This window comes from Saccharopolyspora sp. NPDC050389, from assembly GCF_040655595.1.
Taxonomy (GTDB): Bacteria; Actinomycetota; Actinomycetes; order Mycobacteriales; family Pseudonocardiaceae; genus Saccharopolyspora.
In genome coordinates, this window is record NZ_JBFAKG010000018.1 from 122,932 (window position 1) to 137,164 (window position 14,233).

General features: G+C 72.0%; 14 protein-coding genes. 9 read left to right on the forward strand and 5 right to left on the reverse strand.

Annotated elements, in window-relative coordinates:
• Positions 1-326: 326 nt before the first annotated feature.
• The gene (locus tag AB0I53_RS14685; protein WP_358601889.1) at positions 327-941 is read right to left on the reverse strand and encodes a TetR family transcriptional regulator C-terminal domain-containing protein; all 615 of its coding nucleotides are present in this window, start codon (positions 939-941) and stop codon (positions 327-329) included.
• Positions 942-1,007: 66 nt separating this feature from the next.
• Here AB0I53_RS14685 and AB0I53_RS14690 point away from each other — a divergent pair, with 66 nt between their 5' ends.
• On the forward strand, positions 1,008-2,387 hold the full coding sequence (locus AB0I53_RS14690) for an MFS transporter (protein ID WP_358601891.1): 1,380 nt from the start codon (positions 1,008-1,010) through the stop codon (positions 2,385-2,387).
• A gap of 135 nt (positions 2,388-2,522) precedes the next feature.
• Here the strand turns inward: AB0I53_RS14690 and AB0I53_RS14695 are convergent, their stop codons facing one another.
• Complete coding sequence (locus tag AB0I53_RS14695; protein ID WP_358601894.1) at positions 2,523-3,071, reverse strand: helix-turn-helix domain-containing protein; 549 nt, start codon at positions 3,069-3,071, stop codon at positions 2,523-2,525.
• A gap of 90 nt (positions 3,072-3,161) precedes the next feature.
• On the opposite strand from AB0I53_RS14695, the gene AB0I53_RS14700 reads away from it, so the two are divergent.
• The 4 genes from AB0I53_RS14700 to AB0I53_RS14715 all read left to right on the forward strand — a co-directional run bounded on the left by AB0I53_RS14700 (position 3,162) and on the right by AB0I53_RS14715 (position 7,216).
• Positions 3,162-4,334 (forward strand): MFS transporter, encoded by a 1,173-nt coding sequence (locus AB0I53_RS14700; RefSeq protein ID WP_358601897.1) that lies wholly within the window; start codon positions 3,162-3,164, stop codon positions 4,332-4,334.
• 11 nt (positions 4,335-4,345) lie between these two features.
• Complete coding sequence (locus AB0I53_RS14705) at positions 4,346-5,485, forward strand: MFS transporter (protein ID WP_358601900.1); 1,140 nt, start codon at positions 4,346-4,348, stop codon at positions 5,483-5,485.
• A gap of 71 nt (positions 5,486-5,556) precedes the next feature.
• The gene (locus AB0I53_RS14710) at positions 5,557-6,540 is read left to right on the forward strand and encodes a helix-turn-helix domain-containing protein (protein ID WP_358601903.1); all 984 of its coding nucleotides are present in this window, start codon (positions 5,557-5,559) and stop codon (positions 6,538-6,540) included.
• Between the two features lie 73 nt (positions 6,541-6,613).
• Positions 6,614-7,216 carry an isochorismatase family protein gene (locus AB0I53_RS14715; RefSeq protein WP_358601906.1) on the forward strand — a complete coding sequence of 201 codons (603 nt, stop codon included), beginning with the start codon at positions 6,614-6,616 and terminating at the stop codon, positions 7,214-7,216.
• An 87-nt stretch (positions 7,217-7,303) separates the two neighbouring features.
• Here the strand turns inward: AB0I53_RS14715 and AB0I53_RS14720 are convergent, their stop codons facing one another.
• Entirely contained in the window at positions 7,304-8,374 is a 1,071-nt protein-coding gene (locus AB0I53_RS14720; protein ID WP_358601909.1) for an alkene reductase, read from the reverse strand.
• Between the two features lie 25 nt (positions 8,375-8,399).
• Entirely contained in the window at positions 8,400-8,795 is a 396-nt protein-coding gene (locus AB0I53_RS14725; RefSeq protein WP_358601913.1) for a RidA family protein, read from the reverse strand.
• Positions 8,796-8,889: 94 nt separating this feature from the next.
• Between AB0I53_RS14725 and AB0I53_RS14730 the strand changes: the two genes are divergently transcribed.
• Both AB0I53_RS14730 and AB0I53_RS14735 read left to right on the forward strand, forming a co-directional pair.
• The gene (locus tag AB0I53_RS14730; RefSeq protein ID WP_358601916.1) at positions 8,890-9,312 is read left to right on the forward strand and encodes a MarR family transcriptional regulator; all 423 of its coding nucleotides are present in this window, start codon (positions 8,890-8,892) and stop codon (positions 9,310-9,312) included.
• Positions 9,313-9,436: 124 nt separating this feature from the next.
• Complete coding sequence (locus AB0I53_RS14735; protein WP_358601919.1) at positions 9,437-10,174, forward strand: GNAT family N-acetyltransferase; 738 nt, start codon at positions 9,437-9,439, stop codon at positions 10,172-10,174.
• Here the strand turns inward: AB0I53_RS14735 and AB0I53_RS14740 are convergent.
• Positions 10,155-11,798, reverse strand: coding sequence for an FAD-binding oxidoreductase (locus tag AB0I53_RS14740; RefSeq protein ID WP_358601941.1), 1,644 nt, complete (start codon positions 11,796-11,798; stop codon positions 10,155-10,157). The two genes, AB0I53_RS14735 and AB0I53_RS14740, sit on opposite strands and share 20 nt — an antisense overlap.
• A 16-nt stretch (positions 11,799-11,814) precedes the next feature.
• Here AB0I53_RS14740 and AB0I53_RS14745 point away from each other — a divergent pair, with 16 nt between their 5' ends.
• The gene (locus tag AB0I53_RS14745) at positions 11,815-12,462 is read left to right on the forward strand and encodes a TetR/AcrR family transcriptional regulator (protein ID WP_358601921.1); all 648 of its coding nucleotides are present in this window, start codon (positions 11,815-11,817) and stop codon (positions 12,460-12,462) included.
• A 72-nt stretch (positions 12,463-12,534) separates the two neighbouring features.
• The gene (locus AB0I53_RS14750) at positions 12,535-14,109 is read left to right on the forward strand and encodes a glycerol-3-phosphate dehydrogenase/oxidase (protein ID WP_358601924.1); all 1,575 of its coding nucleotides are present in this window, start codon (positions 12,535-12,537) and stop codon (positions 14,107-14,109) included.
• Positions 14,110-14,233: the final 124 nt, after the last annotated feature.

Below are 14,233 nucleotides of genomic sequence, written 5' to 3' on the forward strand. Positions count from 1 at the left end.
CCGCCCGGCTGGACCCGTGTGTGTTTTGTGCTGCTATAGAGGCTGTTTTGGATGTGGTGACGTGCGGATGTGGTAACGCGGGCGTTTTGTATTTGAAGCGGCGCAGCCGCTTAGCCCACCTACACAACCGGCACCGCTGCGGGTTCTCAGAGGTCTTCTCGCGAGGACAGCCCCGATGCCGCGTATTGGTCATACATAAGTCGGGGATCCCACAGCCGAGAAGGCCTCTGAGGTTCCGCCACCCGCACCGCTAAGCAGGACGAGTTTGGAAACAGGCTCTATAGCGACGCAAAACACGCACGGGTCCTGACCTGCGGGAACGATCGTCAGGGCTCGCCTGAGGCGGTGAAGAGTTCGTCGAGGTGGTGGCGCAGCACGGCTTCCGCGTATTGCCCGGTGCGTTGTCCGACGAGCATCGCCGTGCCCAGCCCGTGGTTGAGCGCGATCAGGCGAGCCGCTTCCACTGATGCGTCGCGGTTTTCCGACAGCTCGCCGTCGGCTTGAGCCTTGCGCAGGGCCTCGGCGAGCTGTTCTTCGAGGTGGTTGAGGCCCGCGACGAAGGGCTGGTCGGCGAGTTCCGGGTCGGTCATCGCCAGCACCGCATATGACGTGCCGACGAGGTGGAACGCCCGGCTCGCCTCGTCGGTCGGCAGCGCCTCGGCGAGGAACGCTTCGACGAAGGCGCGACCCGACGGCGGGCTCGGCATCCGCGCCAGCCGCGCCGCCCACCGCTCGTGGCTCTGCCGTTCCAGGTGGCGCAGGGCGTCGTGCATCAGCTGGGCCTTGGTCTGGAAGTAGTACTGCACCAGCCGCAGCGAGACGCCGGCTTCGGCGGCCACCGAACGCATCGTCACCGCGTGCAGCCCCTCGCGTGCGGCCACCCGCACCAGGCCCTCGGCTATCTGGGCCCGCCGTTGGTCGTGGTCGACGGTCTTCGGCAATGCGCCTCCCTCCTTTGTGATACAAGTGTATCTGATACAGACGTATCATCAACGGTGGAGGACTCGATGCGGCAGGAACGAGCCGCCGGCGCGGTGCTCGCGCTGGCCTGCGCGGCGCAGCTGATGGTCGTGCTCGACGTCTCGGTGATCAACGTCGCGCTCCCCTCGATCCAGGCCGAGCTGGGGTTCACCCCGGAATCCCTGCAGTGGGTGGCGAACGGCTACCTGCTGACCTTCGGCGGATTCCTGCTGCTGGGCGGGCGATTAGCCGATCTGCACGGTCGCCGGCGGATCTTCCTGGCCGGGCTCGCGGCGTTCTCCGCGGCGAGCCTGGCGGGCGGCCTGGCCACCGATCCCGCCACGTTGATCGCCGCACGCGCCGCGCAAGGACTCGGCGCGGCGGTGCTCGCCCCGGCCACCCTCAGCATGGTGACGACGACGTTCACCGAAGGTCCACATCGGACGAAGGCGCTGGCGACCTGGACCGCGGTCAGCGTGGCGGGCGCCGCCGCGGGCAACCTCGTCGGCGGCATCCTCACCGAGTACCTGTCCTGGCGGGCGACCTTGCTGATCAACGTGCCGATCGGCGCGCTGGCACTGGTTTCCGCAGCCCGCGTGCTGGCCGCCGACCCTCCCCGCCCGGCGCGCGGGACGCGCCTGGACCTACCCGGCTCGATCCTCGCCACCACGGGCCTCACCTGCCTGACCTACGGCGTCACGAACGTCCCGCTCGGTTGGACCGCCCCGCTCACGCTGGTGCCGCTCGCCGCCGGAGCCGCCGCGCTGGCGCTCTTCGCGGTGGTCGAGAGCCGATTCGCGAGCTCACCGCTGGTGCCGCCGCGGCTGTTCCGGAACCGCTCGATCGCCCTCGGCAACGCGGTGATGTTGCTGGTAGGAGCCTGCTTCCAAGCGCCGATGTGGTACTTCCTCACGCTCTACATGCAGGACGTGCTGCACTACACCGCCCTGCAAACGGGCCTCGGCTTCCTGCCGCACACGCTCGTGACCATCGCGGTCGGCTGGCGCCTCACGCCCTGGCTGATGCGCCATACCACCGGCCGCACCTTGATCGTCGTCGGCGCGCTGATCGCTGCGGCCGGTTTCGCGTGGCAGAGCCGCATCGCCGCGGACAGCGGATACCTGGCCGGAATCCTCGGCCCGGCGCTCGTCCTCTCCTTCGGCGGTGGCCTGCTGAACACACCGCTCACGACCACGGTCACCGCCGGAGTGGGCGCCACCGATGCCGGCGCCGTCGCCGGCCTGATGAACACCACCAAACAGATCGGCGGCGCTTTCGGGCTCGCCGCGCTGATCTCCATCTCCGGCACCCAGGCCCCTCAGGCCCCGGTGGATTACGCCACGGCATTCCTTGCCAGCGCGGGGGTTCTCGTCGCGGCCGGGTTCGCGGCAGCGGCGCTACCGGCGCACCGCGACGGCCACCGCTGATCCGGCGACGGGCCCATCAACGCCGAGCCGAGATCCGGAAACGCTGGGCGATTTCGCGCGAAATCGCCGCCCTACCTCACGGAGAACGGCGGTTTCGCGCGAAAACGGCGACATCCCGGCACGCTGCGGGCCTGCTCAGGCGTCGGCGTCCAGCAGGGACTTGGCGATTGCCTTGGCGCGCTTGGCCGGTTCTGCCGTTCGCTCGCGCAGGGCGGTGACGTTGGCCCCGTCGATCAGCAGCATCAGCTGTTCCGCCAGCTGCCGGTGCCGGCGGTGGCCCGCCTCCTTCAGCAGGCCGTCCAAGTAGTCGGTGACCGCTTCCTTGTGCTCCGCCGCGACGCGGTGCGCCGGGCTGTCCGGGTCGGCCATCTCGACCATGGTGTTGATCGAGGCGCAGCCGCGGAAGTCCGGCGCCGCGAACCGTTCCGCGAACGCGTCGAAGATCGACAACGCCCCGCCGCCACGGCGGGCGACCTCCGCGTTCAGCCACTCCAGCACGCCGTCGGAGTAGCCGCGCAGCATGGTCACGACCAGGTCGTCCTTGCTGCCGAAGTGCCGGTAGAACGACGCGCGGCCGATTCCGGAAACGGCGACCAGCCGTTCCACTCCGACCGCCCGGATGCCCTCCGTGTAGAAGAGCTGCTCCGCGGCCTCGACGAGACGTTCCCGAGCGCGCGTTGCCATACCGCCACGATATCCGAGCTTGCACCGAAACGGAAACGATCGGTACCGTCTGCCACATGGAAACGATCGGTACCGTTTTGGGGAGCCCCCTTGACCAAGACCGCTGAACCCGCCACCGGCCGCGTCCCGCTCCGGGTGGCGGTGCTGGCGCTGGGCACGTTCACCGTGGGCACCGACGCCTTCGTCGTCGCCGGCGTCCTGCCGGAGATCTCGGCGGATCTGCAGGTGGGCATCGCCGAAGCCGGGCAGCTGGTGACCGTCTTCTCGATCGCCTACGCCGTGCTCTCGCCGGTCCTGGCGACGCTGACCGGCAACTGGCCCCGCCGCCGCGTCCTGCTCGCCGCGCTCGCCGTCTTCCCTGTCGCCAACATCGCCACCGCGCTCGCACCGACCTACGGCGCAGTGCTCGCGACCCGCGTCCTCGCCGCCGCCGGCGCCGCGATGTTCACGCCGATCGCCGGGGCGACCGCCGCCGCGCTCGCTCCGGCGGATCAGCGCGCACGCGCGATTTCCCTGGTGACGCTGGGACTCACCGCGGCGACCGCGCTCGGCGTGCCGATCGGCACGCTGCTCGGGACGGTCGCGACCTGGCGCGGCACCATGTGGCTCGTCGCCGCGCTCGGCGTCGCCGCCGGGATCGGCGTCGCGCTGCTCCTGCCGCCGGTTCCGGCACCGCCCGCCGCGAGCCTGCGCGAACGGCTTTCGCCGCTGGGCAACGGAAAGGTCGTGGCGATCCTGCTGACCACGGTCGCCGCGTTCACCGGGATCTTCGTTGTCAACACGTACGTCAGCGTGATCGTCGGCGCCGCGACCGGCGGCAGCGGCACGATGCTGGCGGTGCTGCTGTTCCTGTCCGGCTGCGCCGCAACCGTCGGGAACCTGGCGGCCGGCCGCTGGACCGATCGGATCGGGGCGCGACGGGTGATCGCCGCCGCCATGGTGGTGAGTGCGCTCAACTTCGCGGTGATGCCCTGGTCCGCCGCCACTTTGGCCGGCGCGGCCATCGCGATCGCGGTCTTCGGGCTCACCTCGTGGAGCATCACGGTGCCGCAGCAGCACCGGCTGATCGCGGCCGCACCGTCTGCGGCGCCCTTCGTCATCTCGCTCAACGCATCCGGGGGGTACCTCGCGGCGTCGCTGGCCGGCGTCATCGGCGCTGCGGCCCTGCCGTTCTCCCCCGCCGCGCTGCCCTGGGTAGCAGCCGTGTTCGTCGCCGCCGGGCTGGCGATGTCCGAGTACGCACACCGGATCGGCGGCCACTAGTGACGTCCGCGGTGGATGCTCCGAGCCGGTGGGCCGTGCCGGTGCTCGGGTTCGGCACCTTCGCGGTCGGCACCTGCGAGTTCGTGCTCGCGGGCGTGCTTCCGCAGCTCAGCGGCACCCTTCGGGTCTCGATGAGCACAGCCGGCCAGGTGGTGACCGCCTTCGCGCTGACGTGCGCGTTGGTCGCGCCGGTGCTCGCCGCCGCGACCGCGGGCTGGCGGCGGCGCCGGGTCCTGCTGCTCGCGGTGGCGGTCTATCTGATCGGGAACGTCGCCACCGCGGTCGCGCCGTCGTTCCCGCTGGTGGTCGCGGCGCAGGTGGTCGCAGCCGCGGGAGCCGGCCTGTTCGTGCCGACGGCGGCGGTCACGGCGTCCGCGCTGGTGCCCGAAGACCGGCGAGGCCGCGCTATCGCCGCCGTGACAACAGGTTTCACCGCGGCGACCGCGCTGGGCGCGCCGCTGGGCACCGCCTTGGGAGCGGTGTCCGGCTGGCGGATGACGATGTGGTTCGTCGCCGGGCTGGCCGTGCTGGGCCTGTTGGGAGTGCTCCGGCTGGTGCCGGCCGACGTGGCGGCGCCGACGCCCGAATCTCTTCGGGCCCGGTTCGCGCCACTGGCCGACCGGCGGGTTCTGGTGGTGCTGGCGACGACGCTCATCGGCTTCACCGCCGTGTACCTGCCGTACACCTACATCGCCGCCGTGTTCGCGCCGGCCACCGCGGGCAGCGGAATCCGCTTGGCAGCGCTGATGTTCCTGCTCGGGGTGATCGGCACGATCGGCAACTTCGGGGCCGGCGCGCTGGCCGACCGGATCGGCGGGCGCAAGGTCGTCGCGCTCGCCCTGGCCTGGCTGGTGGTCAGCCTGCTCGTGCTGCCGCTGACCACCGGGAGCTTCCGCCTGGCGACGGCGGAGATCGTGTTCTTCGGCATCGCGGCCTTCGCGATCACGACGCCGCAGCAGCACCGGCTGATCACGCTGTCGCCGGGCTCGGCATCGGTGCTGGTCTCGCTCAACGCCGCGATCCTCTACCTGGCCATCGCGGCGTCCGGCATCATCGGCGCGATCGGGATCGAGTGGGCGGGCGCCCAGCACCTGGGCCTCGTCGCCGCCGCCCTCGCCGCGACGGCGCTCCTCCTGTCCCTCCGCGACTGACGTGGAGCGATGTCCGGATGTGACAGAACACCGTCATTGCAGTCATCCGCGGGCGGAGTGACCATGGATGCATGGTCATGATCCGCCGCGTCGTCATCGCGGTCTTCCCCGACGTCGACCTCCTCGACGTCACCGGCCCGGCCGAGGTGTTCGCGCTGGCCAACCGGGAGACCGGCGGCCGGGCGGGCTACCAGGTGCGGCTCGCGGGCCCGGCGCCCGGCGCGGTGACCACGTTTGCGGGCGTGCGGCTGCTCGCGGACCTCTCGTTCGCCGAGGTCGACGGCGTGCTGGACACGCTGCTGGTGCCCGGCGCGGTGGACCTGCACCCCGACGGTCCGGTCGCCCGGATCGACCGGGACGTGGTGGCGTGGCTGGAGAAGACCGCGCCGCTGGCCCGGCGGGTGGCGTCGGTGTGCGTGGGTGCGCACCTGCTGGCCGCGGCCGGTCTGCTCGACGGCAAGACGGCCACCACCCACTGGTCGACCGCCGCGCAGCTGGCGGCCGACAACCCGGCGGTGACGGTCGATCCCGATCCGATCTTCGTGCGGTGCGGGGACGTGTGGACCGGGGCCGGGATCAGCGCCTGCATGGATCTCGCGCTGGCGCTGGTGGCCGAGGACCTGGGCGAGGAGGTCGCCATGGCGGTGGCCCGGCAGCTGGTCATGTACCTCAAGCGCCAGGGCGGGCAGAGCCAGTTCTCGGTTCCGCTGAGCCAGCCACCGGTCTCCCGCAGGGACATCGACGAGCTGCGGATGTTCATCGCCGATCACCTGGCCGGCGACCTGTCCGCGGCCGCCCTCGCGGAGCGGATGTGCCTGAGCGAACGCCACTTCGCCCGGGTCTTCCGCCAGGAAACCGGCACCACCCCGGCCGCCTACGTCGAGGCCGCGCGGGTGGAGGCGGCCCGCCGCCTGCTGGAGAGCACCGACCAGCCCCTGGATCAGGTCGCCTCCGCCTGCGGGCTCGGCTCGGTGGAAACGCTCCACCGGGCCCTGCGCAAGCAGATCGGCACCACCCCGGCGGCCTACCGCCGCCGGTTCCGCACCGCCAGCTGAACCCCTCCCGCTGTTTCCCCGGGCACGGCCAGGCCGTGCCCGCCATCCACAATGCCCAGAAGGAGTCCTTGCCATGACCGCTTCCGCCAGCCTGCGCGACGTGATCGGCCTCGACGACCAGCTGCCCAAGCTCGCCGACACCACGCTGATCCTGATCGACTTCCAGAACACCTACCGCACCGGCGTCATGACGCTCGAAGGCGCCGAGCCCGCTCTCGCGGCCGGGGCACGCCTGCTGGCCGCGGCCCGCGCCGCGGGTGCTCCGGTCGTCCACGTCGTCAACGACGGCGGCGAGAACACGCCCTACGACATCCGTGCCGAGATCGGCGCCATCAGCACCGAAGTCGCGCCCGTCGACGGCGAAGCCGTTGTGGTCAAGCAGTTCCCCAACTCCTTCCACGACACCGACCTGGAGAAGACCCTCCGCGGGCTCGACGCGGGCAAGGAGCTGGTGCTGGCCGGCTTCATGACCCACATGTGCGTCACCTTCACCGCTCAGGGCGCCTTCAACCTCGGCTACCGCCCCACGGTCGTCGCCGAGGCCACGGCCACCCGGCCGCTGGCCGCCCCCGACGGCTCTGTCCTGCCCGCGGCCGCCCTCCAGACGGCCGCGCTGACCACCATCGGCGACCTGTTCGGCATCGTCGCCCCGACCGTCGACGCCCTCACCGCCTAGCCACCGGACCCGTGAGTCTTCCGGGGCGCCACATCGCGCCCCGAAAGACTCACGGGCAGGCGTTCAGGTCATCCGACCGCTGGTCACTCAGCTGCGCGGGTAGTCGATGTAGCCCTCCGCGCCGCCGCCGTAAACGCGGTCGTTGTCCACCGGCGTGAGCGACCGGCCCGTCGCGAACTTGACCGGCAAGTCCGGGTTGCTGATGAACAGCCGCCCGAAGGACATCACGTCGGCGAGCCCGGACTGCAGGACTCGTTCCCCGGCAGGCTGCGTCGTCGGCTCCGGGCCGTTGAAGTTCGCGATCAGCGTGCCCGACCACCGGGGCCGCAGATCCGCCAGCGCCGGGTAGTTCCCGCGTTCGACGATGTGCAGGTAGGCGAGCCCGAACGGTTCGATGGCATCGACCAGGGCCCGGTAGGTGCTCTGCGGGTCCTGCTCGGCGATGTCGTTCTCGGGGTTGTCCGGCGAGATCCGCAGTCCGACGCGGTCCGCGCCGACCTCCGCGACCATCGCTTCGACCACCTCCACCGCCAGGCGCAAACGGCCGCTGCGGGAACCTCCGTAGCCGTCGCCGCGCAGGTTGGTGTTCTCCGCGAGGAACTGCTGGATCAGGTAGCCGTTGGCGCCGTGCAGCTCCACGCCGTCGAAGCCCGCCAGGATCGCATTGCGCGCGGCGACGGCGAAATCCCGGATCGTGGCGTCTACCTCGGCGGTGGCCATGGCGCGCGGCGTGACGTGGTCGAGCCAGCCGTCGGCGGTGAAGATCGTGCCGGAAACCGTTCGGGCCGACGGTGCGACGGGCGGCTCGCCGAGCGTCCGCGGGTGGCTCATCCGGCCCACGTGCCACAGCTGGGCGAAGATGCGGCCGCCGCTCGCGTGCACGGCGTCGGTCACCTGCCGCCACCCGGCGACCTGTTGATCGGTGACCAGGCCGGGGATTCCGGGCCCGCCCTTGCCGAGCCGGTTCGGCCAGATCCCCTCGCTGACGATCAGCCCGGCGGCCGCGCGCTGGGCGTAGTAGTCGCCGGTGATCGCGGCGGGCACACCGGTGCGGTCGTCGGCTCGACCCCTCGTCATCGGGGCCATCGCGATCCTGTTCGGCAAGCTCAGGTGCGCGCCGCGGTGCGGCTGCAGCAGCGGGCTGGTGGTCGTGGCCATGGGCTCTCCTGGAGTTTCGATGACGTCAGCGGGCGAGGGCGATCGCGTCGATTTCGATCTGCCAGTCCGGTTGGGCCAGCGAGGACACTTCGAGCAGCGTGTCGGCGGGGTACGGCTCGGCGAGGAATTCGCGGCGCAGCTCGATGACCTCCGGCAGGTTCGCGGCCATGTCGCGGACCAGGATGGTCACCTTGACGACGTCCGCGAGGGTGGCTCCGGCCGCGGCGAGCACCCGCTCGATGTTGGCGAAGGCCTGCCTGCCCTGGGCCTTGAAGTCGCCGCTGACGGTGCGGCCGCGCTCGTCGATGCCCGCTTGGCCGGAGGCGTGGATGAAGCCGCCCGCCTTGATCGCCTGCGAGATCAGGTAGGGCTCGTACCAGTCGGGAGTGGTGGCGATTCGCTCGATGCCGGTGGTGGTCATGGCTGCCTTCCCCAATATTTGTATGTACATGCACATGTTGAGCAATCATGTACCTTGATGTCAACCACCACCGTTGCGACGCCTGGGAGGCCCGATGGCCGAGACCACCGCGGACGATCAGCTGTGGAGCCAGGTCGTGACGCTGTCCGGCCGGGTTGAGAGCGGGCTGGCCAAGGCCCTGCAGCGCAAGCACCGGCTCGGCTTGTCGGAATACCGGGCGCTGTGCCACCTCGCGAACGCCGACCAGGGCGAGCTGCGGATGCAGGAGCTCGCCGACGCCGTCGGGCTCAACCAGAGCTCGGCGAGCCGGCTGGTCGCCAGGCTGGAGACCGTCGGGCTCACGGTCCGCGACCACTGCCCGGCCGACCGCCGCGGCGTCTACAGCGTCATCACCGAAGCCGGACGCGAGCTGCAGGCGGCCGCCCGGCCCACCTACCTGGAGACGCTGGCCGCCGCCTTGGACCGCGCCGCCGCCGACCCGGACCTGACCACCACCGTCAAGGCGCTCCGCGGCTAGTTTCCCCGATCCGTGAGTACGTCGGGATGCCATCGTGTCAACAAGAACTCACGGGCGGTGACCTGCGGAAATGTTGGCGGGGTGCGGCACCGGGCGCTCGGGAGTCGCCGGGGATGATCGGGGCATGCAGGAGCTGTTATCCGCCGAAGAGGTCGCCGGAGCCACCGATGATCTGCTGGTGCGTTGGGGCGCGCAGGCGTTGACGCCGGAGTATCCGCACGAGGCCGGGGCCGCGTGGCGGCACAGCGGCGCCGTGGCCGTCTACGCGCCGAAGCTGTGCCGGCACGACCGCGTGCTGTTCAGCGGCCCGGTCGACGACGCGGCGGAGCTCCTGTCGCAGGTCATGGCGAAGGTGCGCAGCGACCGGCTCCGGCCGCTCGCCGACGCCGAGCTCGCCCGGGAGGTCGCGGTGCGCCTCGGGCTGGACGTGCGCGCGACCTTCGGGTGGATGCACCTCGCCGCCGAACCGCCGAGCACCCCGACCGCGGACGTCGAGTGGCTCACCGACGCCGACGAAGGCACGATCACCAGCTTGCTGCGCAAGGCGAATCCGACGTCATACCTGTTCCCCGACGATCCCGGTGCCCGCCGCTGGGCCGGGATTCGCGGCGCCGACGGCGCGCTGCTCGCCGTCGGCGCCGATTCCTGGCCCGCGCCTCTGCTCCGTCTGATCTCCGGCGTCGCGACCCACCCCGACCACCGCGGTGCCGGCCTGGCCACGACGCTCTGCGCGTTCCTGGCCGCCGAGCTCGCCCGCGACGGCGGCGTGGCGCTGATGGTCGACGCGAGCAACGAGCCCGCGCTCCGCGTGTACCGCGGGCTCGGCTACCGCTATCGCGCGATCACCGCGCTGGCCGAATGAGCTTGCCCGGGTTGAGGATTCCCGTCGGGTCGACGGCCTTCTTCGCCGCCGCGAGGACCGCGCCGCCGACGTCGCCGATCTCCGCTTCGAGCCACGGCAGGTGGTCGGCGCCGACTGCGTGGTGGTGGGTGATCGTGCCGCGGCCCGCGATGGCGTCCGAGGCGGCCACCTTCGCCCGCTGCCACTGACCGAGCGGGTCGTCGGCGTCGCGGGCCGCCAGCACCGTGAAGTACAGCGAGGCGCCGGTCTCGTAGGCGTGCGAGATGTGGCACATCACGATCGGCGACTTGCCGTTGGCCTGCAGGCTCCGCACCAGCGCCGTCCGGACCGCGGAGCGCAGCTCGCTCAGATCGGTCCAGTGCGTCGCGGTCTCCAGCGTCTCCACGCACACGCCGCGATCCAGCAGCGCGTCGCGCTGCCGCGGCCCCGAGAACCGGTGGGATCGCCAGGCCTCACCGACCGGACGGCCCAACCGAACCGTGCGGATTCCGCGCAATGCGCGCAAAGTCGCCGATCGGCGCTGCTTCAGCTCCGCACGCGAGGCCGCGTCCCAGCCGAGCACCAGCAGGCAGGGCTGCCGGATTCCCTTGCCGCGCAAGTAGGTCTTCAAGGCTCGGGCCTTCAGCGCGCCGGAGAGCTCCAGCTGCACATCGGTTTCGTCCACATCGGACAGACGCGTGACGTCCGCCAGCTCGCGCCCCTGCGCGAGCGCCCGCACCGCATCGACGCCGGACTGCCAGCCGTCGACCACGAACGCCTCGTAGCGGCTCCGGACCGGCACGGGCCGGACGCGCAGCGCCACCTCGGTGATCACGCCGAGCGCGCCCTCGCTGCCGACCGCCAGCTGCCGCAGGTCGGGGCCCGCCGCCGACGCCGGGGACACGCCGAGCCGCCACTCGCCGACCGGTGTCGCGAGCCGGACGCCCTCGACCATGTCCTCGAAGCGGCCGTAACCGGCGGACGCCTGCCCCGCCGACCGGGTCGCCGCGAAGCCGCCGATGGTGGCCCGCTCGTAGGACTGCGGGAAGTGACCGAGCGTGAAACCGTGCGCGGCCAGCAGGGATTCGGCTTCCGTCGCGCGCATCCCGGCCTGCACCACGGCGATCCGCGAGCCCGGATCGAGCGAAACCAGCCGGTCGAGCCGCGCCAGGTCCAGCGCGACGACCGCGACCTTGTCGCCGCGCAGCGCGTCGACGCCGCCGACCACCGAGGTGCCGCCGCCGAACGGGACGACGGCGATGCCGTGCCGGACGCAGATCTCCAGGATTCCTTGCACCAGCTCGGGATCCGTGGGCAGCAGCACCGCGTCGGGCACCGCGAGCCTGCTGCCGCCGCGGCGGCGCATCAGGTCCGTGTAGGAGAGCCCACCGGCGCGGCCGAGCCGTGCGGCGGGGTCGGTCAGCACCTGCTGCTCGCCGATCAGGGCCGCGAGCTCGGCGCGCGCCGCTTCCGGCAGATCGCTCTCGGCGACCTCCAGCAACGAGGCGGGAACCGCCGGCGTCGTGGTCTCGGCCAGGCCGGTTCGCTGGCGCAACCAGCGCAGCGCGTGTGGCGACAACGGCGCAGCGGAGGCCCCCGATGGGGTCCAGCTGCCGCGGAGGGTGTGTTCGATCAGGCCGTTCACCAGTACAGTGTTACACATGACGTCGCAATGTCACAGCACTCGGGAGGAGTCGGCGCCAGACCGACCGGCCCGCCAGGCGGCCAACCGGGTCGGCGATGCCGAACTGCTGCACGCCGCCCGGGAGTGCGTGCTGGCCAACGGCGTCCGGCGCACCACCCTGACGGAGATCGCGCGGCGCGCCGGAGTCAGCCGGATGACGCTGTACCGGCGATTCCCCGACGTCGACAGCCTGGTCACCGCGCTGATGACGGTCGAGTTCGGCGAGATCCTGCAGCTGGCCGACGCCGGGCAGCCGACCGGGAACGGCCGGCAGCGCCTGGTCTCGGCGACGGTCCACGGCGTTCGGCTGCTGCAAGCCGCACCGCTGCTGCAGCGGGTCCTGGAGACCGACGCCGAACTGCTGCTGCCCTACCTGGTCGAACGGCTCGGCAGCACCCAGCTCGCTGCCGAGGGATTCATCCGCGAGTACCTCGCGCGGGGCCACGAGGACGGCTCGATCCGCCCCGCCGATCCGGCCGTGCAGGCCCGCGCCCTGCTGCTGCTGGTGCAGTCGTTCGTCATCTCCGCCCACCCCGCCGCCGACGGCGTCGACCCGGCGGCCCTGACCGACGAGCTCACGCACCTCCTCGACGGCGCCCTAGGCCCGGAGCCCGCCGATGCCTGACCACCTCGCCCGCACCACGGAATTCCCGCAGCTCCAACCGAAACCGTGCTCCCCGGCCCGCCTGGAGGTCCGATGATCACCACCCCGCTGCCCGCCGGTTCGCTGCGCGCCACCTCGCTGAACGCCGCGCGCCGCGCCGCCGACCTGTCCGCAGTCGCCGAAGACGAGGTGGACCTGCTGGTGGTCGGCGGTGGCGTCACCGGCGCCGGAACGGCCCTGGACGCGGCCGCACGCGGGCTCACGGTCGCCCTGGTGGAGGCCGAGGACCTCGCCTGGGGAACGTCCCGCTGGTCCAGCAAGCTCGTGCACGGCGGCCTGCGCTACCTGGCGCACGGCGACATCGCGCTGGCGCGCGAAAGCGCCGTCGAACGCAACGTGCTGATGACGCGCACCGCGCCGCACCTCGTGCGGACGCTCCCGCAGCTCATCCCGCTGCACGGCAGCGTGTCGCGCCGCTCCGAGCTGGTGCTCGCCGCCGGGCTGCACGCCGGCGACGCACTGCGCCGCACAGCTCGCACCCCGTCCGACGTGCTCCCGCCGCCTCGGCGGATTCCCGCCGCGGAGGCGCTCGCGCTCGTCCCCGGCGTGCGCTCCGCCGACCTGCGCGGCGGCCTGATCAGCTTCGACGGCCAGCTCGTCGACGATGCGCGCCTGGTCGTCGCGCTGGCGCGCACCGCGGCCGGTTTCGGCGCTCGCATCCTCACCCGCGTGCGCGTGCGCAAGCTCGACGGCGGCGGCGCCGACGCGGTGGATCAGCAGACCGGCGAATCGCTGCGGATCCGGGCCCGTTCGGTGGTGAACGCGGCCGGTGTCTGGGCCGGTGAGCTCGCGCCGGACATCCAGCTGCGGCCATCGCGCGGATCGCACCTGCTGGTCGACGCGGAGGCCGCCGGGATCGCCGGTACCGCGCTGGTCGCGCCGATCCCGGGCGAATTGGGCCGGTTCCTGCTGCTCCTGCCGCAGGCCGACGGCCGCGCGCTGCTCGGGCTGACCGACGAGCCGGCGCCCGGGCCGATCCCGTCCGTTCCCGAGGTGCCGCAGTCCGATGTGGACTTCCTGCTCTCGGGCGTGCGCGATGTGCTGGGGCAGCCGCTGGAGCGCAAGCACGTCCTCGGTTCGTTCGCCGGGCTCCGGCCGCTGCTGGGGCAGCCGGGCGACAAGGGTTCGCCCGACCTGTCGCGCCGGCACGCGGTGCTGACCTCGCCGGAGGGCGTGGTGACCGTGGTCGGCGGAAAGCTCACCACCTACCGGAAGATGGCCGCCGACGCGGTCGATGCGGCGGTGCGCACCGGCGGGCTGCCCGCTGGGCCGTCGCGCACCGCGGCCGTGGCGCTGGTCGGCGCCGCGCCGCGCCGGCACCTGGCCGACGTCGAAGCGGCGGCGCGGCTGGTCGCGAAGTACGGCACCGAGGCGGCGCGCGTCGCCGCGTTGACCGAGTTCGACCCGGATCTCGCGGAGCCGATCGCGCCGGGCCTGCGACTAACGGCCGCCGAGGTGCTCTGGGCGATCCGCCACGAAGGCGCGCTCGACGCGGCGGACGTCCTGGACCGGCGCAGCCGGGTCGGGCTGAACCCCGCGGAGCGCGAGTCGGCCCTCCCGGCGGTCGAAGCGCTCGTCGAGCGCGCGCTGCACGGCGTGTCCGGCTGAGCACGCTCGCTCGCGGAAGTGCCCCAGGCTCCTGCCTGGTCACGGGGCCCGTGTGTACTTTGTGTTGCTATAGCAGCACAACAACGACATCGCCGCGAACACCAGCAACCGATCAACGGAAACC

What these genes read in the sequence shown, in the direction of transcription:
- AB0I53_RS14690 (WP_358601891.1), top strand. Translation starts at nt 1,008, where the DNA reads ATGCGGCAGGAACGAGCCGCCGGCGCGGTGCTCGCGCTGGCCTGCGCG.
- AB0I53_RS14695 (WP_358601894.1), bottom strand. Translation starts at nt 3,071, where the DNA reads ATGGCAACGCGCGCTCGGGAACGTCTCGTCGAGGCCGCGGAGCAGCTC.
- AB0I53_RS14710 (WP_358601903.1), top strand. Translation starts at nt 5,557, where the DNA reads ATGGTCATGATCCGCCGCGTCGTCATCGCGGTCTTCCCCGACGTCGAC.
- AB0I53_RS14715 (WP_358601906.1), top strand. Translation starts at nt 6,614, where the DNA reads ATGACCGCTTCCGCCAGCCTGCGCGACGTGATCGGCCTCGACGACCAG.
- AB0I53_RS14720 (WP_358601909.1), bottom strand. Translation starts at nt 8,374, where the DNA reads ATGGCCACGACCACCAGCCCGCTGCTGCAGCCGCACCGCGGCGCGCAC.
- AB0I53_RS14725 (WP_358601913.1), bottom strand. Translation starts at nt 8,795, where the DNA reads ATGACCACCACCGGCATCGAGCGAATCGCCACCACTCCCGACTGGTAC.
- AB0I53_RS14730 (WP_358601916.1), top strand. Translation starts at nt 8,890, where the DNA reads ATGGCCGAGACCACCGCGGACGATCAGCTGTGGAGCCAGGTCGTGACG.
- AB0I53_RS14735 (WP_358601919.1), top strand. Translation starts at nt 9,437, where the DNA reads ATGCAGGAGCTGTTATCCGCCGAAGAGGTCGCCGGAGCCACCGATGAT.
- AB0I53_RS14745 (WP_358601921.1), top strand. Translation starts at nt 11,815, where the DNA reads ATGACGTCGCAATGTCACAGCACTCGGGAGGAGTCGGCGCCAGACCGA.
- AB0I53_RS14750 (WP_358601924.1), top strand. Translation starts at nt 12,535, where the DNA reads ATGATCACCACCCCGCTGCCCGCCGGTTCGCTGCGCGCCACCTCGCTG.